We start from the raw sequence: 24,173 nt of genomic DNA, 5'->3' as shown, positions 1-24,173 counted from the left end.
CATCACCCTCCCGCTCGACTGGTCATGGCGGCGACATCGAAGGCACGGACCGGCCGGCTGAATCCGCGCAGCTCCAGGTCGCCGACCGGTTCGGCGACGACGAACTCCTCCGTCGCCGAGAACACGCGCTGCGTGACGAGGATCTGGCCGGGCCCCGCCGCCACGCACAGCCGCGCCGCGAGGTTGGTGACGCTGCCTATCGCGGCATAGTCGGAGCGCCCCTCGAACCCGATGCGGCCCAACGTGGCGAATCCCTGCGCGATGCCGATCCCGAAGCCGAGGTCGTGACCTCGCCTCGCCCACCCGCCTGCGAGCTCCGCGACCCGATGGCGCATCGCCACGGCCATCGTCACGGCTCGCTCTGCGGGGTTCTCGCAGGGGATCGGATCGTTGAAGAAGACCATGAGCCCGTCGCCCGTGAACCGCTCGAGTGTGCCTTCGAAGCGGTAGATGAGTTCGCCGAGCGCGGCGTGGAACTCCGCGAGCACCCCCATCACCTCTTCGGGCTCGCTGGACTCGGCGAAGGGTGTGAAGCCGCGGAGGTCGCAGAAGACGACGACGATCTCGCGGCGATGACTGGCCAGGAAGCCTTCCTCTCCGGAGTCGATCACCAGATCCACCAACTGCGGTGAAAGGAACCTGCGCAGTCGGTTCACCCGCTGGAGTTCTTCCACCTGGGCGCGCACTCGGCCCTCCAGCTCGCTGTTCCACGCCGCGAGTTCGAGCGACTGCCGTTGGATGGTGTCCTGGTAGCGCTTGACCCGCGCGAGCGAGGCGACGCGCGCCAGCAGTTCCCCCTGGTTCAGCGGCTTGCTCACGAAATCGTCCGCGCCCGCTTCGATCGCGCGGACCTTCTCCTGGTCGCCGCTGGCGGTGATCATCACGACCGGCAGGAATTCGAAGCCGGGCATGCTCCGGATCCGCCGGCAGACCTCATACCCGTCGATGCCGGGCATCAAGATGTCGAGCAGGACCAGGTCGGCTCCGGAGGTGGGCAGAATCGCGAGGGCCTCCTCCCCGGACGAGGCCGTGACCAGACGATACCCGCGGGGGCTGAGGACGGCGTCCAGCAGACGGAGGTTCTGTGGGAGGTCGTCCACGGCGAGAATGGTGATGTCGTCATCGGACACGGGTCCGCCCCCTGCTCAGGAACTCGCCGATCTGCGACGTGAGGGCGGGCACGCTGATCGGCTTGGCGATGTAGCCGTCGAAGCCCTCGCGAGACGTGCGCTCGCGGTCCTCCTTCATGGCGAACGCCGTGACCGCGATCACGGGGACGTCTCCGAGCCCCGGATTCTGACGAAGCAAGCGCAGCGCCTCGTACCCGTCGATTCCAGGCAGCTGCAGATCCATCAGCACCAAGTCGGGCGGCCGGCCCTCGGCGAGGCTCACCGCCTCCTCGCCGGAGCCGGCCGCCACCACCTCGAATCCCGAGGCGATCAGGACGTCACGCACGAGTTTCAGGTTGAGCGAGTTGTCCTCGACCACGAGGATGCGGTGGCCGGACATCAGACCGTCCCCGGTATCGGAGCGGGGTGCCGACCATCGCGGCCCGGTATCGGCTCCTCGGGCAGCCCGCCCACTCGCCGCAACGCCCCTACGAGCGCCTCCCGACCGATCGGTTTGATGAGGTATTCCGCGGCCCCGAGCGAGAGCCCGCGCGACTTCTCGTCGAGGATGGAGGCGATGATGACCGGGACGGAGCGTGTGGCGTCGTCCGCACGCAATCGGGTGAGCACATCCCAGCCGTCCAACCCTGGAAGGCGGATGTCTAGCACCACCGCCTTGGGCGAGCGCGCGCGGATCAGCTCCAGCCCTTCTTCCCCGCTGCGGGCAGGCACCACCTGAACGCCGAGTCCGTCGAGATACGCGGCTGTCAAGTCGAGCGAGGCGTGATCGTCGTCGATCACGATCACCACGGGCAGGTGTGCGGTGCCATCCGTCGACCGACCGGAGTCGGTGACCGCGTCAGCGAGCGGCACCGTGAATCCGAAGGTGCTGCCCACCCCGAGTTCCGTCTCCAGCGACATGGTGCCGCCGAGGAGGGCGACGATCCGCCGGCAGAGGGTCAGGCCGAGGCCGGTTCCCTCCTCGCTCTGCGCGCCGCGGCGACCCTGCTGGAACGATTCGAAGATCCGCTCCCGGTCTTCGGGCCGGATGCCGGTCCCATTGTCCGTCACGGTGACGTGCAGGTCGTCGTCGCGTCGCCGGGCGACGACGGCCACACGTCCACCGTCCGGAGTGAACTTCACGGCGTTGCTGAGCAGGTTGAGCAGCACCTGCTTGAATCGAAGCTCGTCGGAGTCGAGGGTCACCAGTCCCTCCTCCACCTCGAGAGTCACTCCGATGCCGTGCGCGGCCGCCCGTTCACGCACCATCGAGATCCCATACTCCAGCGCCCCCGTCACCGGAAAGGTCGAGCGCTCCAGCTCCATCCGCCCGGCCTCCACCTTGGACAGGTCCAGGATGTCGTTGAGCAGCTGCAGCAGGTGTCTCCCCGAGCTGAGGATGTCGCGCAGATACTCGTCCTGGCGCTCGTTGAGCTCGCCGAACATCCGCTCGAGCAGCACCTCCGAGAAGCCGATCACCGCGTTCAGCGGTGTGCGGAGCTCGTGCGACATGCTGGCGAGGAACTCGGACTTGTGCTGGCTCGCCACCTGCAGCTCCGCGGTCTTGGTTTCGAGCTCCCGGAACAGCTGGGCGTTCCACACCGCCAGTGCCGACTGGCTGGCGAATGTTTCGAGGAACTCGACCATCTCGGCCGGGAAGTCGCCGGGCGTCTTGCGCCTTACCACGAGCGCGCCGATGATCCGCTCGCCTCGAAGCACCGGTACCGCCAGCACGGATCGCCAGCCGTCGTCGAAAAGCAGCCTCAGATGCGGATCCAGCGGCACGGTGCCGAGATCCGGCACCGCGATGGGGTGACCCGCCAGGGCCGCCCGGCCGACGAGTGTGGTGTCCACATCGAACGCGATCTTGCGCAGCCGCGCGAGGAGGTCCGGACTGGTCGCATACGCCGTGCGAACGGAGAACGAACGCTCGTCTTCGTCGTACTCCATGATCGAACCGCCGTCGCATTCGGAGAAGCGCACGGCGTTCATGATGATGTTGGACAGCACCTCGTCGAGGACGAGGCTGGAGCTGACGACGCCGCCGACCTCACTGAGAGCCTCGAGCTGCTCCACCTTGCGGGCAAGCTCGACTCCACGCTCTTCCAACTCGCTGATGAGGTGCACGTTGCGCACGACGACCGCGGCCTGCGCCGCGAACGCGCCCACCAGCGCGAGCGCACGATCGTCGAACGGGTCCACTTCCGTACGAACCAGAGACAGCGCGCCGACGACCTCGTCGTCCAGCAGCATGGGGGCCGCCATCACGGTTCTGAACTTCACGATCTTCTGGACGTCCTGCCGTCCGTACTCGGGATCGGCGAGGACGTCGGGCACCTGCTGGGTCTGCCCATCCTGGGTGACCCGTCCGAGCAGCGACGCGCGGTCGAGCTGAAACGGGCGTTCGCCAAGGTAGCTCACGTATTCGGTCGAGAAGCCCACCGAGGATGAGAGGACGAGGTGGCCTCCCTCGATGAGGTAGATGCCCGCGGCCTCGCACCGGCAGAGGCGCCGGACGCTTGCCACGATGCTGTGCAGAACGGCATCCGGCTCTGACGATGATCGGCCGAGGGCGATGAGGACCTCGTTCATCGCCGCGAACTGCTCGGTGGCATCACCGTAGCCGCGCTGGAGGCTTTGGAGTTCCTCCTCGCGGAGTTGCTGGCTGCGCCCCATGATCATGGCCTCCTCTCCAGAGACCTGCGTCCGCCCGCGACGTCCGGCGTCATTCTCCTCGCGGGACCCCCGCGGTGCAATACCGCCGGCCGCGCACGCGCCGGCTCCGAGGCGGGTGTGCGTGGGGGTCAGTCGTGCGGTGGCCGGCGCAGCCGCTTGACGTCGGTGCGCTGCTTCTTCGCCTTCAGGCGCCGCTCCTTGGCGCCTCGGCCGGGGGTCGTCGGTCGCCGCGACGGCGATGGTGGCCGCAGGGCCTCGGCCACGATGGCGGCGAGCCGGGCGCGCGCGGCATCCCGGTTGCGCAATTGCGCCCGGTGCTCGGATGCCGCGATCGTGAGCACTCCATCGACGAGGCGACCACTGAGACGCTCGAGGAGTCGCTCGCGCTGGAGCGGCGAGAGCACAGCGGAGCCGGCGGCATCCCAGACCAGTTCCGCACGGGAGTCGGCGGTGTTCACACCTTGCCCGCCCGGTCCTGAAGACCGTGAGAACCGCCATGACAGTTCGGACTCCGGAATCGTGATTCCGGCATTGACCCGGAGACCGGGGCGGTGGGCGGCGGGCATGGATACATCATCGACGCTCAGAGGAACGCGACGGCGCGCACCGGTGCGCCGTCGCCACCAAGGCGAAGCGGGAAGAACCCGATCCGCAGGGTCGAGGGAAGCTCTCCGAGCTCGCACAGGTTCTCGACGATCAGCCCGCCGCCGCCGAGCACGACCTCGTGCACCGGAAAGTCGGTGAGGGCTTCATCGGTCAGATCCGGGCTCAGGGTGTCGACGGCCAGGATGCGCATCCCGCGCGCCAAGAGCTCGCGTGCCGCCGAGACGTCCAACGCCGGATGATCGGTGGCCCGAGGGTGGTCGAACCATTGGGCCCAGCCGGTGTCGATGAGAACGATGGGCGGCAGGCGCGCGGGGATCGCCGCTCGCGCGTTGAGCTGATCCCACCCGTAGATCCGGCGCTCGCGGAGCTCCGGTATCCGGATCAGCAGCGCATCGCCCACGAGTTCGTCGATGGGAACGTCGGACATGGTGCGCCCGCCGGCGACGGTGTGCGATGGCGCGTCGATGTGCGTCCCGGTATGCGACCCGAAGCGCACCTCGGTGACGGCCACGCCGTCCCGTTCGAGGTCGAGCGCGGCGCGGATGTGCACGGCCGGATCGCCGGGATACACCGGCATCCCATCCGTGATCGGGTGGCTCAGGTCGCGAAGCATCGACACGTCACCGTGGCGAGGCCGCGGCGTCCGGATGCGCGGCCGCCGCATCGGTGAGATGCCTGCTCGGCTCGAACGGCGTCTTTGCCCGTCGTGGCCACGAGACGGCGAGGTAGACGACGAAGGTGAGGAGGAAGGCGGGAATGGTCGCCCCGAACGGCAGTGGCCACACGTACGCCCAGATGTAGGCGGATGCCGCGCCGATCGCCCAGGCGACCACGGCGAGCCAGTTGATCCCCGAAGTGAACCAGTAGCGACCGCCGCGGGTGTTCAGGATGTCGGGGTGGTAGCTGCGGCGCGCGACGATGTAGTAGTCGACGATCATGATCGCGAAGATGGGCGCGAAGAGCGCGCCGATCGTGACGAGGAACGTCGTGAACTGCGCGAGCAGCCCGAAGAACGTCGCGCCGATGATGGAGATGACTCCGAGGACGATTGCGGTCGGGAGGAACTTCACCCGCCGCCCGGGGAGGGCGTTCACGACGCTCGTGACCATGCCGTAGACCACCATGGTGTTGGTCGCCATGACCGAGAGGAAGATCGCGACGGCGAAGAGGGCGCCGAACGGCTCGATGATCGTCACCGGATCGAACGCGAGAGCCTCGCCGCCACGGAGCACCACGTAGCCGATGGCCGTCGCGCCGAGCGACATCGAGATCACCGTGGACAGCGTGTAGCCGACCCCGGAGCCGATGACCCCTGCCCGGGTGGATGCGGCGAAGCGATTGAAATCGGCGGAGAGCACCGTCCACGAGATGGCCGTCGCGACGACGACGTCGAACGCGAGTCCGGCAGAGTAGAACGGCTCAGCCGGCGGGACGATCGTCGCGAACTCCGACGGCGCGTACGTTCGGAAGACGACGACGAAGATGTAGGCGGCGATGGCGAGGATGACGGCCGCGAACCACGGTTCCACCCGTGCCACACCGGCGTGGCCGAAGATCGCGAGGATCACGACGATGGTCTGGCACAGCACCGCGAAGACCACAGGGCTCGAGAATCCGGTCATGGACTCCACGATGTAGTTGAGAGCGATGCCGGCGAGCATCGCCTGCACCCAGCTCCATCCCATGAGAATCAGCACGTTCGCCGCTACAGGAAGCAGGCTGCCGCGCGTCCCGAAGGGGCCTCGCGTCAGCGCCATGGTCGGCAGTCCGGTGCGCGTGCCGATGGCACCGATCGTCACCAGCACAGCGGCTCCGACGATCGTGCCCGCGATGATCAGACCGAGGACGAGCCCGAAGGGCAGATCAGGTACGAACAGCGTGCCGGTGAGCAGGGTGGTCACGACCAGGTTCGCCGCCAGCCAGATCATGAGGATCCGACCCAGGGAGTAGGTTCCGCGGACCGGACCGGCGTCATCCGATTGGTCTTCCAGGCGGCGTTCAAGGCGGGAATAGAGCGACATCGTCGGGCTCCTCGGGTGAGAGTCGGATCAGGGCTGGGGTGAGAGGTGTTCGTGGATCGCGAGAAGCGCGTCGGCCTCCGAGCGGAACACGATCGTCTCGCGCTCGGCATAGGACTCGGGTCCGTCGGGCGTCTGGACGGACGTGCTGACGGAATGGGTGAAGACGGCACCGCCGGCGAAGAGCTGCACGAGGCGGCCGCTCGACACGCAGGACGTCACGCTCCAACCGCTCTGCACCCACTCTCCCCACAGTCGTTCGTATTCGGCGCGGTTCTCGAGCCGTTCCGGCTCGGTGTGGAAGACGAAGGTCGCATCGGGCGCGAAGAGAGAGAAATAGCGCTCTCCGTCGGTGGCGGCGAATGCGTCGACGATCGCGGATGCCGCTGCGAGCACGTCCTGCTCGGTCGGAGTTGTCGGGTTCATTGCTTCCTCCATCGGGTCGAGTCAGCTAACGGGTCGAGTCAGCCATCGGGGCTGGTCAGCCATCGGATCAGCGCGGTGCCATGGCGCTCAGGAGCTCGTAGACGATGTGGCTTGCAGCGACGGCGGTGAGCTGCGCATGATCGTACGCAGGAGCAACCTCCACCACATCGGCACCGACGATCCGGAGGTCGGCGAGCGCGCGGATCATCCGCAGCAGTTCACGACTCGTCAACCCACCTGCCTCCGGTGTGCCGGTGCCCGGCGCATGGGCGGGGTCGAGCACGTCGACGTCGATCGAGATGTAGAGCGGCGCATCCCCCACCCGCGCCCGGATGCGGTCGACGGCGGCTCCCACCCCCTGCTCCTCGACGAACTCGCTCGTGATGATGGCGAAGCCGAGTCGCGAGTCGTCCTCGAGGTCGCTCTTCGCGTAGAGAGGGCCCCGGATGCCGACGTGCATGCTCGCCGTCAGGTCGAGAAGACCCTCCTCGGAGGCCCGCCGGAACGGCGTTCCATGGGTGATCGGCGCACCGAAATAGGTGTCCCACGTGTCGAGGTGGGCATCGAAGTGCAGGACGGCGACCGGTCCGTGCGTCGCGGAGACCGCCCGCAGGAGGGGGAACGCGACGGTGTGGTCGCCCCCGATGGCGATGAGCCGATCGGCGTGCTCGCGCAGGCTTCTCGCACCCGCTTCGATCTCAGCGACCGCAGCGGCGATGTCGAAGGGGTTGGCGACGAGATCGCCGGCATCCGCCACCTGCTGCGCTCCGAACGGAAACACGTCCTGGGCGGGATTGTACGGCCGGAGCAGTCGCGACGCCTCGCGGACGTGGGCGGGTCCGAAGCGAGCACCCGGTCGGAAGCTCACTCCGCTGTCGAAGGGGATGCCGACCACCGCGACATCCGCGTGCTCCACCTCGTCCAGGCGTGGGAGCCGGGCGAAGGTCGCGATGCCGGCGAAGCGGGGCACGACGCTCGCGTCCACCGGCCCCCGAGGGGTCGACGCACCCTTTCTGGAGGGTTGCATATTTGACAACTTTCGATACTGTATAGACAACTACTGCGCATACGGTACGCCCGCGACAGCCGGTCGTCAAGCACTCGATGTCACCCCGGGAGGAGGAAGCCGTGCGTGCGATCCATCCTGCGGCGGATGAGGTGGCCACGCCGATCGGTGCGAAGCTGCGGTCGGCCCGGACCGCGCAGGGCATGACGCTCGCCCACGTCGCCGAGACCACCGGGCTGAGTAAGGGATTCCTGAGTCGCGTCGAGCGCGATGAGACGTCGCCGAGTGTCGCGACCCTGGTGCAGCTGTGCCAGGTGCTCTCGCTCCCGGTCGGAGCGCTCTTCACCGAGCCGGACGTGCAGCACGTGGCTTTCGCGGATGCTCCGAGGATCAACCTGGGCGGTGTGCACGCCGAGGAGCGGTTGATGTCTCCCCGCGGAGAGCATCGCGTGCAGCTGCTTCGGTCCGAGCTCGAGCCGGATGCGCACGGGGGCTCCGACCTCTACACGATCAACTGCGAGGTGGAAGTGCTCCACGTCGTGTCCGGAACCGTCGCCCTGCGCTTCGCCGACCGCAGTGTCGTGGTCACCGCCGGCGACGCGATCACATTCCCCGGCCGCGAACCGCACACATGGCATGTCGTGGGCGGCCGACCGGCCGTGGTGCTGTGGGTGCTGGTTCCCGCCCCTTGGAGTGGCTCGGCCTGAGCCGGCGCACCGAGCCTGCGGCGCGCTCCGGATATGGCGCGGCCTGCACCCGCCGCCGCCTCGGGCCCGCCGCCTCTGGCCCGCAGCGCGTGCCGACGATACACTCGCGGCGTGAGTGCAGGGTCGCCCGGTCGCGAAGAAGCCGATGGCATGGATGCCCCCGACTCGGGGCGCCAGCCCCCCGGCATCCTGGTCGTCTCTGCAGACCCGAAGTCGCGTGCGTCGCTTCTTGACCCCCTGCGTCGTCGCTACGCGCTGGACTACCGGATCATCGACGCCGAGAACCCCACGAGCGGAGTGGCGCTGATCGACCAACTGCGCGCATCCGGCGGCGACCTGGCGCTCGTGCTGTCCGACGACGCATCCCCGGTGGACGGGCACGAGAACGTGTTCGCGGCCGCCAAGCGGGCCTTTCCCGACGTGCGGCGCGGTCTGGTGATCGAGTGGGGTTCATGGGCCGACCGGACGACCGCCGACTCGGTGCTCCAACTCATGTCGCACGTGCAGATCGACTACTACGTGGTGCGCCCACTGCACTCGCCGGACGAATCCTTTCATCGGGCGGTCACGGACTTCCTTCGGGAGTGGGAGGCGTCGGTCGGCAAGAGGCATCGCGGGTTCCTCGTGATCGGCGACGACGCACAGCCCCGTACCCATGGGCTCCGAACCCTCCTCGCCCGTGCCGGCGTGCCGGCCGAGCACGTCGCCGCGGATTCGCCGGACGCGATGTCGCTCCTGACGGAGTCGGGTCTGGACTACGAGGGCGTGCCGATCGTGCGAACGGCCGATGGGCGGATGCTGGTCGACCCGGATGACTCGGAGCTGGCTCGGGCGTACGGGCTGGAGACCGCGCTGCCCGACCGCACGGTCGACGTCGCCGTGGTCGGTGCGGGACCGGGCGGTCTCGCGGCCGCCGTCTACGCGGCGTCGGAGGGGCTGGACACCCTGGTGCTGGAGGGCGAGTCGATCGGCGGACAGGCAGGTTCCAGTTCCCTGATCCGCAACTACCTCGGATTCTCGCGCGGCGTCTCTGGATCGGAGCTCGCGCAGCGCGCCTATCAGCAGGCGTGGGTGTTCGGCGCACGTTTCGCGCACACGCGCCGCGTCACGGGCATGCGCCTCGCCGACGGGCGGTTCGAGCTCGAGGTGGCGGGCGGCGAGACGGTGCGGGCGCGGGCCGTCGTGCTCGCGACGGGCGTCAGCTACCGGCGGTTGGCGGCCCCCGGGCTGCAGCCCTTCGTCGGGGCATCCGTCTTCTACGGTGCCTCATCCGTCGAGGCCCGGGCGCAGGCCGGACGCGACGTGCTCGTGGTGGGCGGGGGCAACTCGGCCGGGCAGGCCGGCCTGCACCTCGCCCGGTACGCCCGCTCGGTCTCGCTGGTGGTGCGCGGCCCCTCGCTGGCGGCGAGCATGTCGAGCTACCTGATCGAACAGCTGGAGGCTGCGGGCGTCGGGCTGATCACCGGTGCCCGCGTCGTCGACGCGGGCGCGCACGAGGCGGATCACCTCGACTACGTCGTGCTCGAGCGCACCGAGTCCGGAGAGCGCACCGAGGTCTCCGCGCAAGCCGTCTTCATCACGATCGGCGCCCGTCCGCACACCGAGTGGCTCGCGCCCGAGGTGCTGCGCGACCAGTGGGGCTCCGTCATCACCGGTCCGGAGGTGCTGCAGGAGGGCGGTCGCCGGGCGTGGCTCGGAGGCGACAGAGGACCCGCGCAGCACGAGACATCCGTCCCCGGCTTCTTCGCCGTCGGCGACGTCCGCCGCGGCTCCGTCAAGCGGGTGGCATCGGCGGTCGGCGAGGGATCGGTCGTCATCTCGTCGGTGCACGCGCACTTGGGCGCGCACGCCGGCGGTTGACGCCCCCGTCGCGATAGACGCCCTATGCTCGGAGTCGCCCGGCGCCGGACCGGCCAGCAGAGGAGAGCCGCATGGCGAACGATGTCCGCACACTGGTCGAAGCGATGTTCGCCGGCGTGTCCGCCAAGGACGTGGATGCCGCGGTCGCCGGCATGTCGGACGACATCCGGCTCTACGATCCGCACTACCCTTACCCGGACATGAAGGGCATCGCCGAGGTGCGCGAAGGACTCACATGGGCCTTCGGCGGCATGAAGAGCATGGGCTTCGACATCGACCGCTGGTTCTCCTCCGACGATGGGCTGTCCGTGACGGTCGAGCTCTCCACCCACCACGTGCTCAACGTGGGCGACAAGCACCTCGACTTTCCGCAGGTGTTCGTGATCGACACCGACGGGACCAGGATCACGCGGATGCGCGCCTACGAGCCGTACGGTCCGCATGGCAGCACCGGCTTCGGCCTCGCCATCGGACACCGGATCTACCGGCTGCGCAACCGCCGCAGGCGTTAGCGGGCTCCGGACCCGTGCACCCCTCCCCCGCGATGCAGATCACACCGCTTTCTGGAGGAAGCGGAACTCAGAGCGGCGGAGCAGCGCGCACCACCCCGCACTCAGATGGCGAGCAGGATTCCGCCGACGATGAGGCCGACCACGATGATCCCGGCTGCGATGTACCACGCCCAGTCCGGCGGCGTGAACTTGCCCCCGAACTCGATCTTCGGGGGCAGGCCCCCCTTCGGAGTGGCGGTGGCACCGGCGATGAAGGCCACGACGACCGCGGCGAGGAAGGCGACGCCGATGACGATGAAGCCGGCCTCGGACTGCATGATGCCGGCCACGATGCCGGCGACTCCTGCGGCCGCGCCGAGGATGTAGCCGACAACGGAGAGGGCGAGCTTGAGTTTGCTGTTCATGACCTTCTAGAGGCCGGGGGGCGCCGTTCAGATACACCCGGCGGCCGGAAGGCCACGATGCCCGGCGGAGCAGACCTTCTTCAGGACCGCCAGGGCATGTTCAGATCAGCGGGATCCACCTCGATGTCACCGACGTCGTCCGGACCGCCGGTGCCGGGGACCGCACGGATCTGATCGGGGTCGATGTCGTCGTCGATGCCCTCGGGAAGCGGATCGTCCTGCTTGCGCCGGGTCTCCTCCTCGCTCGACGGACTGTACGACATGTCCTTGCGCACCTGATCGCTCTCGGACAGGGGCGCCGGTGGCTGCTCCCCCGGGTCGCCGGTGCCGAGCCTGGGGGTCGATTCCTCTGGGGTCATGTCGATGACGCTATGACTCGAAGCCGTGGGCTGAAACCCCTTGACAGCCACCCGGTCCCTGAGCCTGTCGAAGGACGCCGCACAGAATCACCCGGTCCCTGAGCCTGTCGAAGGACGCCGCACAGAATCACCCGGTCCCTGAGCCTGTCGAAGGATCGCCGCACAGAATCACCCGGTCCCTGAGCCTGTCGAAGGGTCGCCGCAGTGGGACGACGCCTCGACAGGCTCGGCGATCGAGGCGAATGCGGGAGCATCGCTTCGTGGTCGACGGTCAGGGGAGCTGGACGGACGGCACGTCGCCGTCCCACTCGAGCGGGAGTTCGTGCATGCCGCGGTAGATCATCAGCTCGTCCCAGCTGTGGAACACGATGACATCACCCTCGGGCGTCGCGACGATGTCCTGACCCCCCGGTCCGATGTAGCGGCCCTCCGTCATCTCCGACGACAGGAACGGGTCCGGCTCCTTCGTGTAGGGGCCAGTGATCGAGGGAGCGGATGCCACGCCGATGGCGTAGCTCCATGATCCGTAGTCGTTTGCGGAGTAGAAGACGTAGTACTTCGACTCGTGCTTGATGAGGACGGGAGCTTCGACGAGGTTGCCCTCCCAGAGCTCGGTCTGCTGGAACAGCTGAGTGGGCGGCCCCGCGAGCGCCGTGCCGTCTGCGGTCAGGGGCGCCACCTCGATCCAGGTGTCCATCCCGCAGCAGTTCCCGTCGGTCTTCCACAGCAGGTATTGCGTTCCGTCGTCTTCTGTGAAGACGGAGGCGTCGATGGCGCCGCCCTCCTCGAGCGGGCAGACGAAGGGATCGCCTTCCACCGGAAGATATGGTCCCCCGGCGACCTCTGAGATTGCGACTCCGATGCACTGCTTGTTGGACTCGGTATGGGCGGCTGTGAAGTACATCGCGTAGCCGCCGCCCGTGATCGCGGACACCTCCGGAGCCCACGTGCGCCCCTCGCTTGCCCACGCTGGCAGGTCCGGAAGCGCATCGTCCGTCGAGACATCCCACTCTTCGACATCGTCGGACGTCGCCATCTGGACGTTCACCGCGGGCGAGTTGGTCGCGAAGGCGATGTACTCGCCGTCCACTTCGAGGACGTCCGGGTCAGGGAAGTCCTGATCGATCGCGAAGGCGGCGGTCGTCGGAGCGGGCTCGGCCTCCGGTGCGGACGGGGCGCATGCCCCGAGCGCAGCAGTGAGGAACCCGGCCGCGACACCGAACGCCGCCGCCTTCGAGATCCGATGGCTCACCCCTTTACTGCCGATCCCGCGACCGATTCGACGATCTGCCTCTGCGCGAGTCCGAAGATGATCAGCACCGGCACCGAGGCGATCACCGCTCCGGCCATCACGATTGCGAAGTGCGTCGAGTACGCGCCCTGCAGCTGGGCGAGGCCCGGCTGCAGCGTCAGGTTCTCCGGGCTGAGCAGCACGTAGACCGGCCACAGGAAGTCGTTCCAGTTGCCGAGGAACGAGAGCACCGCGAGCGTCGCGAGCGCCGGCCGCGCCAGCGGCAGCACGACCTGCAGGAAGATCCGGATGTCGCCCGCGCCGTCGATCCTCGCCGCCTCTTCGATCTCCGGGGGGAGGCCGATGAAGAACTGCCGCAGGAAGAAGATGCCGAAGGCGCCGGCCGCGCCGGGGACCGTGATCGCCCAGAGCGTGTCGAGCCATCCGAGGTTCTGCACGATCAGGTAGTTCGGGATGAGGAACACCACCGGCGGAACCAGCAGCGTGGCGATGATCGCACCGAACACGATCTTCTTTCCCGGGAAGTCGAGCCGAGCGAGCGCGTACGCCCCCATCGACGCGGTGACCAGGATGAGGATCGTCTGCAGCGTGGCCGCCAGGAAGCTGTTCAAGAGCCACCGGAAGATCGGCTGCTGGCCGGACGTGAGCAGCGTCTGGTACGCCTCGAGGGAGATCGGATCCGGGAACGAGTACGGCTGCCGGATCGCATCCGAGTCGGTCTTGAACGAGGTCACCAGCATCCAGAACAGCGGGAGGATGATGATCAGCGCGAGCACGATCAGCGCGGCGTAGAGCAGGACCCGACCCGCTACCTTTCGCGGGGGCATCTTGCGTTGCGGAACTGCGACGGCGGTCATTTCACGCCCTTCTCGACCCGCTCACGCTGCAGCCGGAAATTGATGATGCTGACGATGGAGAGGGCAGCGAACAGGATGTAGCTCATCGCCGCGGCGGGTGCCATGTTGTTCTGCGACAAGCCCTGGTCGGCGATGTACATGATCACCGTGCGAGTGTCGGTTCCCGGCCCGCCCTTGGTGAGCAGGTAGGACTGGCCGAACATGTTCGCCGAGGCGAGGATCGTCGTGGTGCTGATGAAGATCATCACCGGCCGCAGCCCGGGAATGGTGACGTTCCAGAACTTGCGGGTCGGACCCGCTCCGTCGATGGAGGCGGCTTCGTAGAGGTCGGCGTTGATGCCCTTCAGCCCGGCCAGGAAGATGATCGTGTTCAGGCCCATGGTCCACCACACGGTGACACCGACGAGCGTCACCCAGACCCACGGGACATCGACCGTCCAGGGGATGTTGGACGGCAATCCGACGAGCCCCATGAGGTAGTTCAGGATGCCCGACTGCGTGTCCAGGATGTACCCCCAGATCACGCCGATCACGGCGACGCCGAGGACGTACGGCGCGAAGAAGGTCGTGCGGAAGGTCGTTGCCGCGCGGATGTTCTGGTTGAGCAGCATCGCGATGAGCAGGGGCACGACGACCAGGAAGGGAACGCTGATGAGCACGAAGAGCGCGGTGGCCCCCATCGACTTCCAGAAGTCGTCGGCGAGGTTGTTGCCGGGCGTGAAGAGGTTGATGTAGTTCTGCAGCCCGACGAAATCCTGTCCATCGCGGAACGGGCTGTAGTTCGTGAAGCTCATCCAGAGCCCGAAGATCGCCGGGCCGACGACGAACGTCAGGAACAGGATGAGGAAGGGCGCGAGGAAGAGGTAGGCGATCAGGGTCTTACGGCCGCTGCGAGTCGAGGAGCGGGGCGACGCTTCGCGCCGCGGGCCGCGCCCCCCCGCGCGTGGGCGCGGGGGAGCGACGACCGTTGCGGTGGTGGTGTCAGCCACCGTACTTCGCCTGGTTCGACTCGAGGATCTGGTTCGCCTTGTCCGCGGCGTCATCCAGCGCCTCTTGCGGCGTCTTCTTGCCGCTCAGCGCCTCGTTGAGCGCGAGGGTGATCTGCGCGTTGGCCTCACCGATGCCGGGTGACACCGTCTCGTAGCGGGCGTACTCGAGCTCGTCCATGAACGGCGCGAGGTTGGGCCACTGCTCGAGCAGGGCGGGGTCCTCCCGCACCGCGTTGTCCGCGGGGAGTTCACCCGTCTCAGCCCAGCCGAGCGAGTTGTCGTTCATCCACTTGACGAACACGGCTGCCGCCGCCGTCTTGTCTGCGTTCTGGCCCTTGTTGGCCGGGAACACCCAGTGGGTCGAGCTCGACCACACGGCCTGTTCGGTGCCGATCTGCGGGACCGGAGCGGCCGCCCAGTCGAGGTCCTCGAACGCCGTGTTGGTGGTCTGCCAGACGCCGTTCCAGTTGAACGCGGTGTCGCCGGCGATCAGGGCCTTGATGTTGCCGTCCTGCGCGACGTTGGCGGGGCTGTAGCCGTTCTTCACGAGGTCGGTCATCCAGGTGAGGGCCTGCACGCCGGCCTCCGAGTTGAAGGTCGCCTCGGTGACGTCGTCGTTGTAGAGCTGGCCGCCGTACTGCCAGATCAGGCTCTGGAATTCGAATGTTCCGGTGAACACGTAGCCGTCCACCCATTCGCCCTGCACGCCGACGCCCTTGAGCGCCTCGAGCGCAGCCAGGTAGGACTCCTGATCCGTCGGGATCTCGGTGATGCCCGCCTCCGCCAGCACGGTCTTGTTGACGTAGAGGCCGAGCGGGGTCACGCTCCACGGCACCGCGTACTGGACGTCGTCGTAGTTGCCCTTGTCGTACACCTCAGGGGGGAAGTCGTCGGCGGTGTAGCCGAGACCCTCGACGATGCCGTCGGCGTTCTGCAGCAGGTTCTGCGCCGCATAGGTGGCGAGGTCGTCGCCGTGCAGCACCGCGACGTCGGGCCCCTTCCCGGCCTTGATGGCCAGAGGCATCTTGGCGGCGATGTCGCCCCACTCCTGCGGGACGCCCTTCACCGTGATGTTCTCGTGCTCCGAGTTGAACTCCTCGATGAGCTTGGGAACGATGACCGGAGCGGCACCGCCCGTCCACCCGTGCCAGAACGTGATGTCGACCGCCGGACCGTCGTATTCGCCGTCACCGGCGACAGCGCCGCTGTTCGCGCCGCCCGATCCTCCGCACCCCGTCACAGCGACGCCGATTGCCAGTACGATTCCCGCACCGATCGCGCGGCGAGCCCATGGCTTCTTCATGCGATTGCTCTCCTTTGAGTTGTCCGGACGAGCCGGATGAGAAGCGGCCGGAACAGGACACCCGACCGCTGATCGAGAATTTACAGCGCTGGAATATGGCTGTCAAGGTGTGTACTCTGAAGTCACTCGGAGCCTGCACCGGCTCAAGGAAACGAGGGGGCCGCATGAACGGAGTGCGCCTTCAGGATGTCGCCGATCTGGCGGGCGTCTCCATGAAGACGGTGTCCAACGTGGTGCGCGGCTACAAGCACGTGAGCCCCTCCACCCGGGAGCGGGTGCAGCGCGCGATCGACGAGCTGGACTACCGGCCGAACCTCATGGGCCGTCGCCTCGCAACCGGCCGCACAGGGCTCATCGCGCTGTCGTTCTCGAACGTGGGCATCCCGTACTTCGCCGAGCTGTCCCGTCTGGTGTCCGCCTCGGCGAGCAAGCTCGGCTACCGCGTGCTGCTGGATGAGACCGACGGCACGCTCGAAGGGGAACGGGCGGTGCTGGAGAACTCGGAGTCCGGCCTGGTCGATGGGATGCTGTTCCAGCCGGCTGTCGTGTCGTCCCTCGAGATCTCGCGGCGCCGCAGCGTGCTGCCGATCGTCATCCTGGGCGAGGCGGCCGCGCCCCTGACGCTCGATCGCATCATGGTCGACAACTTCACCGCGGCGCGGGACGTCACCCGCCACCTGATCAGGATGGGCCGACGTCGCGTGGCCTTCACCGGTCACGAGTCCGGCAAGCTGTCGGCGGCCTCCAGCCAGCGCATCATGGGCTACCAGCAGGCGCTGGAGGACGAGGGGATCCGGCCCGATCCGCGGCTGCTCCTGCCCCGCGAGACGGTCACGCCCATGGGCGCGGTCGTGGGGGTGGGCAGCGCGTGGGACGCCGGGATCCGCTTCGACGGCCTGGTCTGCCGTGACGATCTGGCGGCGATCGGTGCACTGCGCGCGCTGCAGGAACGCGGCATCCGGGTGCCGCAAGAGGTCGCTCTCACCGGCTGGGACAACATCATGATGAGCCGGGTGACCTACCCCAGCATCACCTCGATCGCTCCGGACACGTCGGCACTGGCGCACCGCGCGACGCAGATGCTGGTGGAGCGCATCGAGGGTTTCGAAGGCGTCGGCCGGCACGAACTGATCGATCACCGGCTCGTCTTGCGCGAGAGCGCTCCGATCCACCCCTGAATTCTTTTCGATGGATGTTTTACAGCGCTGGATATTTCGGGCATGCTTGTCGGCATGATCACCGATGACCGGACTGAGCTGCCATCTGCGAGCACGCAGGATGGCTCATATCCTCGCCCCCAGCTCCTGAGAAGCGAGTGGCTTGACATCAGCGGCCCTTGGGGGTTCGCCTTCGACGTCGGCGGCGAAGGCCTGCGGCAGCGGTGGTACAACCGCACCGAATTCGATCAGACCATCGTCGTGCCCTTCCCGCCGGAATCTGCGGCATCCGGTGTGCATGACACGGGATTCCACAACGTGCTCTGGTATCACCGGCAACTGTCCGACGACGACATCCGGGCCTCCGGGCATGTCGAGGGGCGCCGGCTCATCGTGCGCTTCGGCGCCGTCGACTACCGGGCGATCGTGTGGGTTAACGGCGAACGAGTGGGTTCGCACGAGGGCGGCCACACCCCGTTCTCCTTCGACATCACCGACGTCATCCAGCCCGGGGGCGAGAACCACCTCGTTGTTCGCGTCGAGGACGATCCGCTCGACGTCAGCCAGCCCCGCGGCAAGCAGGACTGGCGCGAGTCGCCCCATGTGATCTGGTACCACCGCACCAGCGGCATCTGGCAGCCCGTGTGGCTCGAATCGGTCCCGGTGTTCGCCATCGACTGGATCCACTGGCGAAGCGATGATGCGACCGCCCAGGTCCACGCGCGGGTCGGCCTGACCGCGGCACCCGCGGCCGGCGCCATGCTCGAGGTGGAGCTGGACTTCGCGGGAAAGGTGCTCGGGCGGGCGAGCGTGCTCGTCGGCAGCGCCGAGGTGGAACTCCATATCCCCCTCGCAAGGCAGACCAACGGACAGGCGTACCACGAGCTGCTCTGGTCACCGCGCCGACCGCGTCTCATCGACGCACGGGTGACGCTCTCCATGGATGGTGAGCGAACGGATGCCGTCGCGTCGTACCTCGGCCTGCGCAGCGCCGTGGTGGACCGCGGGGTGTTCCTGCTGAACGACCGCCCGCTCTACGTCAAGTCCGTGCTGAACCAGGGCTACTGGCCCGAATCGCACCTCGCGGCACCATCGGCCGACGCCCTGCGCGACGAGGTGCAGCTCATCAAGGATCTCGGCTTCAACGCCACGCGGATGCATCAGAAGTTCGAGGACCCGCGGTTCCTGTTCTGGGCCGATCGTCTCGGGCTCATGGTGTGGGGCGAGGCGCCGGCGAACTTCACGTTCACGCCGACCTCGGTGCGGCGCACCGTGCGGGAGTGGCTCGAGGTCGTGCACCGCGACTTCTCCCATCCGTCCATCGTGACGTGGGTGCCCCTGAACGAGAGCTGGGGCGTGCAGCACATCGCCCATGACGCGAGCATGCGCCACTATGCGGCCTCGCTGGTGGACCTGACGAAGGCCCTCGATCCGACGCGGCCGGTCGTCTCGAACGACGGCTGGGAGCAGGTCGACACGGATATCCTCGGCATCCACGACTACGAGGGAGACGCCGATATCCTGCGCGAGCGGTATCGCGACCGAACGGCCGTCGACGAGCTCCTCGCGGGAGTGGGGCCGGCCGGACGCCGGCTCGTGGTGCGGGGCGACGTGTCCGAAGCGCCCGTGATGCTGACGGAATTCGGCGGCATCTCCTTCGACATCGAGCTGACGAAGGACGCCTGGGGCTACACCGACGCGACGACCGCCGCGGAGTTCCAGGTGCGCCTGGAGTCCGTCATGCGCGCCGTGCACGACAGCCGCGTGCTCGCCGGGTTCTGCTACACCCAGCTGTCGGACACGCTCCAGGAGACGAACGGACTCGTGCGCGCCGACCGTACGCCGAAGCTGCCGGTCGAGGTCATCCGCAAGGCGATGGTGGGCCCGATCGAACGCCGGCCGTGGGAACCCCGAGACCCCTGGGAGCCGTGGGAGTGACCATGGGCAGCGAGCACACGACGGACGCGCTACGCCCGCCCGCGCGACCGGGCTACTTCGCGGACCCCTTCGTGCTGCGCCTCGGCGAAGAGGGCTACGCGGCCTACGGCACGCATCCCGCTCCCCCGGACGGCGACCGGATCTTCGACGTCCTGCTCTCGCCGGACCTCGTCTCGTGGTCGAACGCCGGTACCGCGCTCCAGCGCCTCGGACCCGAATCGGGTGACCAGTACTGGGCTCCGGAGGTGTGCGGGCGCGATGGCGCGTGGTGGATGTACTACTCCGTCGGCCACGACATCTCCGGTCATCACATCCGGGTGGCGCGGGCCGACCAGCCCACCGGACCGTTCCTCGATCTCGGCCTGAACCTGACCCCCGGCGAGAGCTTCGCCATCGACCCGCACCCCTTCCGGGACGAAGACGGCCGGTGGTACCTCTTCTTCGCCCGGGACGTGCTCGAGGGCGATCGACCGGGCACCCACCTCGCGGTCGGGCGTCTGGACTCGCCCACGGAGCTCACCGATGTGGTGATGGCCCTGATCCCCGTCGCGGACTGGCAGCTCTACGAGCGGGCGCGATCCATGTACGGCGCCGTGTACGACTGGCACACACTGGAGGGTCCCTCGGTCGTGAAGCGGCACGGGGCGTACTGGATGACGTACTCCGGCGGAGCGTGGACCGGCCCGGGCTACCAGGTGTCCTGGGCGTCGGCGCCGCATCCGCTCGGTCCATGGCAAGCGGCTCCGCACGATGCGCCGCCGATCCTCGCGACGAGCGAGCTGCTGATCGGCCCGGGTCACAACTCCCTCGTGGTCGGGCCGGACGGCTCCGACGTGATCGCCTTCCACGCCTGGAACGCGGACGGCACCGAACGACAGCTGCACCTCGCCCCGATCGACTTCCGGCCGGACGGTCCGGTGGTCGACCTGGATCGGCCGTGGCAGCACAGTACCTCCATCGAAGAAGAGAAAGGGCGATGATGACCGACATCCAGCAGCGCGAGCAGTGGGCGGAGAGCCTCTCGCAGGACCTCGACCCGGAGATCGCAGCGGCGGTCCGGGCGATCTACACCGAAGGGATCATCGGAAAGAAGGCCGCCTTCAGTCCCGAATGGGTGGACCGGATGCGGGAGGACATCGAGGTCGCGTACGCCGAGGCGCTCACCCGCCCCGGCGGCGCGGTGGGCCGAGGCCCAAAGCGTCACTACGTCGAGATCCATCCCGAGCAGATGCGCGGCTGGCTCGACCTCGTGGATCACCCGTGGGTGCGGGGCGTCTGCGAGGCCGTGCTGGGTCCGGACTATCAGATCGTCGAACTCGGGTTCGACGTGCCGAACCCCGGCGCCAAGGATCAGCCGTGGCATCGCGACTTCCCGATGCCCGAGGAGACCATCCGCACGGGGCGCCTCACCTCGCTCGCGTTCAACGTGACGGCGGTGGACACCGAGCCCGACATGGGGCCGTTCGAGATCGCGCCGACCACGCAGTGGGACCTCCCGGAGGGCTTCGAGCACGACATGTTCCCCGACAAGTCGCTCTACTCGCGCTACATCGGCCTGGCCCAGCGCAAGTACCCGCAGCGCGGCGACATCTCGGCTCGGTCGGCGCTGACCCTGCACCGTGGCACCGCCAACACCTCCGACAAGTCGCGGCCCGTGCTCGTGCTCGGGGTGGACGCCCCCGGCGCGGGCAATGCCGAGCATCACGACATGGCGCTCACACGGCCCTTCTACGACTCGCTGCCGGATCGGGTGAAGCAGCATCTCGTCAGCCCGATCGTCGACGAGCTGACCCCGATCACGCAGAAGCACTCGATCGAGGGCCTCATGATGGGTGAGTGATGACGGTGGTACCTGAGAGCCTTCTCGCGGGGTGAACGGGCGGCGGGCGGCCGGTCGGCGCCCGCGCAGAGGGAGAGCACCATGAAGTTCGGACTGCACCTGCCCAATTTCGGGGCCTTCGGCGATGCCGCCGTTCTCGCCGACCTCGCCGCGCAGGCGGAGAGCGCCGGCTGGGACGGGTTCTTCCTGTGGGACCACCTGCTCTTCTGCGAGTTCGACAAGAACGCGCATGTCGATCCGTGGGTCGCGCTGACCGCCGTCGCGGCGGCGACATCGACGATCATGATCGGGCCGCTCGTCACGCCCCTCGCCCGCCGCCGCCCGTGGGAACTGGCGCGGCAGACCGTGTCGCTGCAGAACTTCTCGAAGGGGCGCCTCATCCTCGGGGTCGGGCTCGGTGAGCCGACGGAGTGGGACTTCCGCTTCTTCGGCGACTCGACCGATCCCCGCATCCGGGCCGAGAAGCTCGACGAGGGTCTCGAGATCCTGAAGGGCCTGTGGTCGGGCGAGCAGTTCGGGTTCCGCGGCACGCACTACACGCTCGAGCCGATGACGTTCCTGCCCGTTCCCGTCACTCCGGTACCGATCTGGGTCGGCGGCGCCTGGCCGAATCGCCGGCCGTTCCGGCGAGCCGCTCGCTACCAGGGGGTCATGCCGCTCGGCGGGGCGGCCGATGGCACCGAGGTGCTCCGGCAGGTCGTGGACTACGTCCGGGAGCACCGCGACTCGGACGAGCCGTTCGACGTCGTGGTGAGCGGGCGCTCCGAGCACGACGACGCATCGGCTCAGCTGATCACGGGCCTCCAAGGCCTGGCGACCTGGTGGATCGAGGACATCAGCCCGCTGCGCTTCGGGGTGGATTGGCCAGCCCTCGCCGATCCGTGGGATGTCGACGCCCTCACCGCCCGCATCCTCGCCGGCCCGCTGCGTCCCCGCGGCACGACCGGGCCTGTGCTCCGCACGACGACGGCGGAGTCGGTCGCCGCGGCGCGCATGATCCTCAACGAGGAGCGCCGGACGCTCGCGGAGGCGGGGATCGAGGGAGAACTCACCCTCACCGGGGGCAGCAGCCTCGAGGGCCTGCTCACCAAGGGAGACATCGACCTGCAGCTGCGGGTGACCCGGCAGCAGTTCGCGGGTGCCGTCGCCGGCTTGCACCGCATGTCCGGGCGCTTCGTACCAGTGCATCCGGAGATCTGGACGCCGTGGCTCGCCGCCTTCGAGCGCGCGGACGGGCCGCCCGTCGGCATCGCCGTCACGATCGTCGGCTCCGAGCACGATCGCCGGTTCGTGACGTCGTGGCGCCGCATGGCGGACGATCCGCGAGCGCGTGAGGAGTACAACGCCGTGAAGCGCCGCGCCGCGGACTACGAGGCCGAGAAGTCCGGCTTCTTCGACCGCATCGGCGGCGAGCCGACAGAGCCGTCGGACTGACCACGGCCCCGTGGGCGGCCGGCCGGGAGTCGGTCCGTCAGTCCTGGATGAGGGCGCGCAGCGTGCGCGCGAGGTGCGCGCGGTCGTCCTGGCTCAGCACGCTGAGCGCCTGGCGCTCGAGGCGCACGAGCTCGGTCATCGCCATGTCGACCTTGGCCGCCCCGGCATCCGTCAGTCGGATGATCACGCTGCGGCCGTCATGCGGATTGGGCTCGCGCTCGACGAGCCCCCGGTTCGCCAGATTCACCAGTCGGTGCGACATCGCCGCGCTGCCGATCATGGTCCTCTCGATCAGCTGTGCGGGGCTGAGCTCGTGCGGCGGCTCGGCCCTTCGCAGGGCGGCGAGAACGTCGAACTCCCAGGAGGCGAGCTCCGCAGTGGCGAACGCCTCCGAGCGCAGGCGAGCGAGCCGGATCGATGCCCGTCTCAGCCGGGACATCACATCCAGCGGCGTCAGGTCGGCTTCGGGCAGACGCCGCGACCACGCGTCGATCAGCAGATCGACCTCATCGTCCGGACTCTGACTCGTCACCCTTCGACCGTACCGATCCCAGAGTGCATCCGGCGCGGGGTTCCTCGGAAAGGTGTTTCCCGATAAGAGGTGTACTGCCAGGGCATTCCTCGACGCGGATGCCGCACCTAGTCTGGCCGCATGGACAACCGATCCGAGGTGCGCGAGTTCCTGATGTCTCGCCGGGCGAAGCTGACGCCGGATGCCGCGGGCATCCCCGCCGGATCGAACAGGCGTGTCGCGGGCCTTCGGCGCACGGAGGTCGCATCGCTCGCGGGGCTCAGCGTCGAGTACTACGCCAAGCTGGAGCGCGGCGCGATCGCCGGCGCGTCCGCGTCGGTGCTGGACGCGATGGCGCGGGCGCTCCAGCTCGATGACACCGAGCGCGCGCATCTTCTCGACCTGGCTCGCGCGGCCGACGGCATCCCCTCCTCCGGGCGTCCCCGCCGACGAGCCGCACGACCGACGGCATCCAGGGCCAGCCTGCAGTGGGCGTTGAACGCCATCACCGACGGGGTCGCGTTCGTGCGCGACCAGCACCAGGATGTGCTGGCCACGAACGCCCTCGGGCGCGCCTTCTACGCGCCGCTGATCGGCGACGGCGGGCGCACGCCCAACCTCGCGCGGTTCCAGTTCCTCGACCCGGCCTCCCGGGAGTTCTATCCCGACTGGGAGCTGTTCGCCGAGATGTGCGTCGCGATCATGCGCACAGAAGCCGGCCGGGACCCGCACGACAAGGGGCTGCAGGATCTGGTGGGCGAGCTCTCGACGCGAAGCGAGGTGTTCCGCACGCTCTGGGGCGCCCATGACGTGCGCACCCACGGCGCCGGCACCAAGCGCTTCAACCACCCGGTCGTCGGCGAGATGGTGCTGGCGTACGAGGAGCTGGCGGTCACCGCCGAACCGGGTGTCGTGCTGATGATCTACACGGCCGAACCCGGCTCGCCCTCGGCCGATCGGCTGCGACTGCTCGCATCGTGGGCCGCCGAGCATGCCGCAGTGGCCATCGACCGCTGACCGGCGGGCATCCGCTCGCGCTGCCCGTCTCGGCCGGCATCCGCTCGCGCTGCTGTTTCCTGCTCGCGCGGCGCCGATTCGCACAGCGCGCGCGAAGAAGTGCAGCGCGAGCGCCGGGCGGTCGCCATCGACCCCTGAGCCGCGGCATCCCCTCGCTCTGCTGTTTCCGGCGGGCATCCGCTCGCGCTGCTC

Annotated in this window: 24 protein-coding genes; 9 read left to right on the top strand and 15 right to left on the bottom strand. The window is 68.3% G+C overall.

Translation table 11 applies throughout. The features are described 5' to 3' along the window. Positions 1-2: 2 nt before the first annotated feature. The 8 genes from ACLQ2Q_RS18415 to speB all read right to left on the bottom strand — a co-directional run bounded on the left by ACLQ2Q_RS18415 (position 3) and on the right by speB (position 7,862). Entirely contained in the window at positions 3-1,130 is a 1,128-nt protein-coding gene (locus ACLQ2Q_RS18415; RefSeq protein ID WP_425822577.1) for an adenylate/guanylate cyclase domain-containing protein, read from the bottom strand. Further along, entirely contained in the window at positions 1,120-1,509 is a 390-nt protein-coding gene (locus ACLQ2Q_RS18410) for a response regulator (RefSeq protein WP_425822575.1), read from the bottom strand. The genes ACLQ2Q_RS18415 and ACLQ2Q_RS18410 overlap by 11 nt, the downstream gene beginning before the upstream one ends. Then, positions 1,509-3,785: an ATP-binding protein gene (locus ACLQ2Q_RS18405; RefSeq protein ID WP_425822573.1), complete on the bottom strand. Its 2,277-nt coding sequence runs from the start codon at positions 3,783-3,785 to the stop codon at positions 1,509-1,511. The genes ACLQ2Q_RS18410 and ACLQ2Q_RS18405 overlap by 1 nt, the downstream gene beginning before the upstream one ends. Before the next feature lie 128 nt (positions 3,786-3,913). Next, complete coding sequence (gene arfB / locus ACLQ2Q_RS18400; protein ID WP_425822571.1) at positions 3,914-4,351, bottom strand: alternative ribosome rescue aminoacyl-tRNA hydrolase ArfB; 438 nt, start codon at positions 4,349-4,351, stop codon at positions 3,914-3,916. Between the two features lie 17 nt (positions 4,352-4,368). Beyond that, a complete protein-coding gene (locus tag ACLQ2Q_RS18395) occupies positions 4,369-5,004 on the bottom strand; it encodes a cyclase family protein (RefSeq protein WP_425822884.1) in 636 nt (211 codons plus the stop codon). A 7-nt stretch (positions 5,005-5,011) separates the two neighbouring features. After that, positions 5,012-6,412: a purine-cytosine permease family protein gene (locus tag ACLQ2Q_RS18390; RefSeq protein WP_425822569.1), complete on the bottom strand. Its 1,401-nt coding sequence runs from the start codon at positions 6,410-6,412 to the stop codon at positions 5,012-5,014. A 27-nt stretch (positions 6,413-6,439) separates the two neighbouring features. After that, a complete protein-coding gene (locus ACLQ2Q_RS18385) occupies positions 6,440-6,835 on the bottom strand; it encodes a YybH family protein (protein ID WP_425822567.1) in 396 nt (131 codons plus the stop codon). A gap of 67 nt (positions 6,836-6,902) precedes the next feature. Further along, on the bottom strand, positions 6,903-7,862 hold the full coding sequence (gene speB / locus ACLQ2Q_RS18380) for an agmatinase (RefSeq protein ID WP_425822565.1): 960 nt from the start codon (positions 7,860-7,862) through the stop codon (positions 6,903-6,905). 101 nt (positions 7,863-7,963) lie between these two features. On the opposite strand from speB, the gene ACLQ2Q_RS18375 reads away from it, so the two are divergent. The 3 genes from ACLQ2Q_RS18375 (at position 7,964) to ACLQ2Q_RS18365 (ending at position 10,920) form a co-directional block, all read left to right on the top strand. Next, positions 7,964-8,548: a helix-turn-helix domain-containing protein gene (locus ACLQ2Q_RS18375; RefSeq protein WP_425822563.1), complete on the top strand. Its 585-nt coding sequence runs from the start codon at positions 7,964-7,966 to the stop codon at positions 8,546-8,548. Positions 8,549-8,659: 111 nt separating this feature from the next. Further along, positions 8,660-10,408, top strand: coding sequence for an FAD-dependent oxidoreductase (locus ACLQ2Q_RS18370; RefSeq protein WP_425822561.1), 1,749 nt, complete (start codon positions 8,660-8,662; stop codon positions 10,406-10,408). A gap of 71 nt (positions 10,409-10,479) precedes the next feature. Further along, positions 10,480-10,920, top strand: a complete 441-nt coding sequence (locus ACLQ2Q_RS18365) for a nuclear transport factor 2 family protein (protein WP_425822559.1) — start codon at positions 10,480-10,482, stop codon at positions 10,918-10,920. A 101-nt stretch (positions 10,921-11,021) separates the two neighbouring features. Here ACLQ2Q_RS18365 and ACLQ2Q_RS18360 read toward each other — a convergent pair whose 3' ends face one another. The 6 genes from ACLQ2Q_RS18360 to ACLQ2Q_RS18335 all read right to left on the bottom strand — a co-directional run bounded on the left by ACLQ2Q_RS18360 (position 11,022) and on the right by ACLQ2Q_RS18335 (position 16,084). Then, a complete protein-coding gene (locus tag ACLQ2Q_RS18360; protein WP_425822557.1) occupies positions 11,022-11,324 on the bottom strand; it encodes a hypothetical protein in 303 nt (100 codons plus the stop codon). Positions 11,325-11,404: 80 nt separating this feature from the next. Beyond that, a complete protein-coding gene (locus tag ACLQ2Q_RS18355; protein WP_425822555.1) occupies positions 11,405-11,683 on the bottom strand; it encodes a hypothetical protein in 279 nt (92 codons plus the stop codon). Positions 11,684-11,954: 271 nt separating this feature from the next. Further along, positions 11,955-12,935 carry a glycoside hydrolase family 43 protein gene (locus ACLQ2Q_RS18350; protein ID WP_425822553.1) on the bottom strand — a complete coding sequence of 327 codons (981 nt, stop codon included), beginning with the start codon at positions 12,933-12,935 and terminating at the stop codon, positions 11,955-11,957. Continuing rightward, positions 12,932-13,792 (bottom strand): carbohydrate ABC transporter permease, encoded by an 861-nt coding sequence (locus tag ACLQ2Q_RS18345; RefSeq protein WP_425822551.1) that lies wholly within the window; start codon positions 13,790-13,792, stop codon positions 12,932-12,934. Before ACLQ2Q_RS18345 ends, ACLQ2Q_RS18350 begins: the two co-directional genes overlap by 4 nt. After that, entirely contained in the window at positions 13,789-14,781 is a 993-nt protein-coding gene (locus ACLQ2Q_RS18340) for a carbohydrate ABC transporter permease (protein ID WP_425822549.1), read from the bottom strand. Before ACLQ2Q_RS18340 ends, ACLQ2Q_RS18345 begins: the two co-directional genes overlap by 4 nt. Then, positions 14,774-16,084: an ABC transporter substrate-binding protein gene (locus tag ACLQ2Q_RS18335; protein WP_425822547.1), complete on the bottom strand. Its 1,311-nt coding sequence runs from the start codon at positions 16,082-16,084 to the stop codon at positions 14,774-14,776. The genes ACLQ2Q_RS18340 and ACLQ2Q_RS18335 overlap by 8 nt, the downstream gene beginning before the upstream one ends. A gap of 164 nt (positions 16,085-16,248) precedes the next feature. Here ACLQ2Q_RS18335 and ACLQ2Q_RS18330 point away from each other — a divergent pair, with 164 nt between their 5' ends. From ACLQ2Q_RS18330 to ACLQ2Q_RS18310, 5 genes are all read left to right on the top strand, one after another. After that, entirely contained in the window at positions 16,249-17,262 is a 1,014-nt protein-coding gene (locus ACLQ2Q_RS18330; RefSeq protein ID WP_425822545.1) for a LacI family DNA-binding transcriptional regulator, read from the top strand. Between the two features lie 42 nt (positions 17,263-17,304). Next, positions 17,305-19,179: a glycoside hydrolase family 2 protein gene (locus tag ACLQ2Q_RS18325; RefSeq protein WP_425822544.1), complete on the top strand. Its 1,875-nt coding sequence runs from the start codon at positions 17,305-17,307 to the stop codon at positions 19,177-19,179. 2 nt (positions 19,180-19,181) lie between these two features. After that, the gene (locus tag ACLQ2Q_RS18320; protein ID WP_425822543.1) at positions 19,182-20,159 is read left to right on the top strand and encodes a glycoside hydrolase family 43 protein; all 978 of its coding nucleotides are present in this window, start codon (positions 19,182-19,184) and stop codon (positions 20,157-20,159) included. Continuing rightward, complete coding sequence (locus ACLQ2Q_RS18315) at positions 20,156-21,019, top strand: phytanoyl-CoA dioxygenase family protein (protein WP_425822541.1); 864 nt, start codon at positions 20,156-20,158, stop codon at positions 21,017-21,019. The genes ACLQ2Q_RS18320 and ACLQ2Q_RS18315 overlap by 4 nt, the downstream gene beginning before the upstream one ends. A gap of 81 nt (positions 21,020-21,100) precedes the next feature. Further along, positions 21,101-22,453, top strand: a complete 1,353-nt coding sequence (locus ACLQ2Q_RS18310; protein ID WP_425822539.1) for an LLM class flavin-dependent oxidoreductase — start codon at positions 21,101-21,103, stop codon at positions 22,451-22,453. A gap of 37 nt (positions 22,454-22,490) precedes the next feature. Here ACLQ2Q_RS18310 and ACLQ2Q_RS18305 read toward each other — a convergent pair whose 3' ends face one another. Continuing rightward, positions 22,491-22,985, bottom strand: coding sequence for a MarR family winged helix-turn-helix transcriptional regulator (locus ACLQ2Q_RS18305; RefSeq protein WP_425822537.1), 495 nt, complete (start codon positions 22,983-22,985; stop codon positions 22,491-22,493). Between the two features lie 120 nt (positions 22,986-23,105). Here ACLQ2Q_RS18305 and ACLQ2Q_RS18300 point away from each other — a divergent pair, with 120 nt between their 5' ends. Continuing rightward, positions 23,106-23,981, top strand: a complete 876-nt coding sequence (locus tag ACLQ2Q_RS18300) for a helix-turn-helix transcriptional regulator (protein WP_425822535.1) — start codon at positions 23,106-23,108, stop codon at positions 23,979-23,981. Positions 23,982-24,173: the final 192 nt, after the last annotated feature.

The sequence above is a fragment of the Microbacterium sp. DT81.1 genome, assembly GCF_049844955.1.
GTDB lineage: Bacteria > Actinomycetota > Actinomycetes > Actinomycetales > Microbacteriaceae > Microbacterium.
The sequence above is the reverse complement of the archived record's forward strand: the minus strand, read 5'-3'. Positions and strand labels throughout refer to the sequence as shown.

Bases quoted from the DNA above. Each gene is read 5' to 3' on its own strand.
- ACLQ2Q_RS18355 (WP_425822555.1), bottom strand. From the start codon at position 11,683: ATGACCCCAGAGGAATCGACCCCCAGGCTCGGCACCGGCGACCCGGGG.
- ACLQ2Q_RS18325 (WP_425822544.1), top strand. From the start codon at position 17,305: ATGCTTGTCGGCATGATCACCGATGACCGGACTGAGCTGCCATCTGCG.
- ACLQ2Q_RS18310 (WP_425822539.1), top strand. From the start codon at position 21,101: ATGAAGTTCGGACTGCACCTGCCCAATTTCGGGGCCTTCGGCGATGCC.
- speB (WP_425822565.1), bottom strand. From the start codon at position 7,862: ATGCAACCCTCCAGAAAGGGTGCGTCGACCCCTCGGGGGCCGGTGGAC.
- ACLQ2Q_RS18360 (WP_425822557.1), bottom strand. From the start codon at position 11,324: ATGAACAGCAAACTCAAGCTCGCCCTCTCCGTTGTCGGCTACATCCTC.
- ACLQ2Q_RS18365 (WP_425822559.1), top strand. From the start codon at position 10,480: ATGGCGAACGATGTCCGCACACTGGTCGAAGCGATGTTCGCCGGCGTG.
- ACLQ2Q_RS18405 (WP_425822573.1), bottom strand. From the start codon at position 3,785: ATGGGGCGCAGCCAGCAACTCCGCGAGGAGGAACTCCAAAGCCTCCAG.
- ACLQ2Q_RS18300 (WP_425822535.1), top strand. From the start codon at position 23,106: ATGGACAACCGATCCGAGGTGCGCGAGTTCCTGATGTCTCGCCGGGCG.
- ACLQ2Q_RS18320 (WP_425822543.1), top strand. From the start codon at position 19,182: ATGGGCAGCGAGCACACGACGGACGCGCTACGCCCGCCCGCGCGACCG.
- ACLQ2Q_RS18315 (WP_425822541.1), top strand. From the start codon at position 20,156: ATGATGACCGACATCCAGCAGCGCGAGCAGTGGGCGGAGAGCCTCTCG.
- ACLQ2Q_RS18385 (WP_425822567.1), bottom strand. From the start codon at position 6,835: ATGAACCCGACAACTCCGACCGAGCAGGACGTGCTCGCAGCGGCATCC.
- arfB (WP_425822571.1), bottom strand. From the start codon at position 4,351: ATGCCCGCCGCCCACCGCCCCGGTCTCCGGGTCAATGCCGGAATCACG.
- ACLQ2Q_RS18335 (WP_425822547.1), bottom strand. From the start codon at position 16,084: ATGAAGAAGCCATGGGCTCGCCGCGCGATCGGTGCGGGAATCGTACTG.
- ACLQ2Q_RS18330 (WP_425822545.1), top strand. From the start codon at position 16,249: ATGAACGGAGTGCGCCTTCAGGATGTCGCCGATCTGGCGGGCGTCTCC.
- ACLQ2Q_RS18410 (WP_425822575.1), bottom strand. From the start codon at position 1,509: ATGTCCGGCCACCGCATCCTCGTGGTCGAGGACAACTCGCTCAACCTG.
- ACLQ2Q_RS18390 (WP_425822569.1), bottom strand. From the start codon at position 6,412: ATGTCGCTCTATTCCCGCCTTGAACGCCGCCTGGAAGACCAATCGGAT.
- ACLQ2Q_RS18395 (WP_425822884.1), bottom strand. From the start codon at position 5,004: ATGCTTCGCGACCTGAGCCACCCGATCACGGATGGGATGCCGGTGTAT.
- ACLQ2Q_RS18345 (WP_425822551.1), bottom strand. From the start codon at position 13,792: ATGACCGCCGTCGCAGTTCCGCAACGCAAGATGCCCCCGCGAAAGGTA.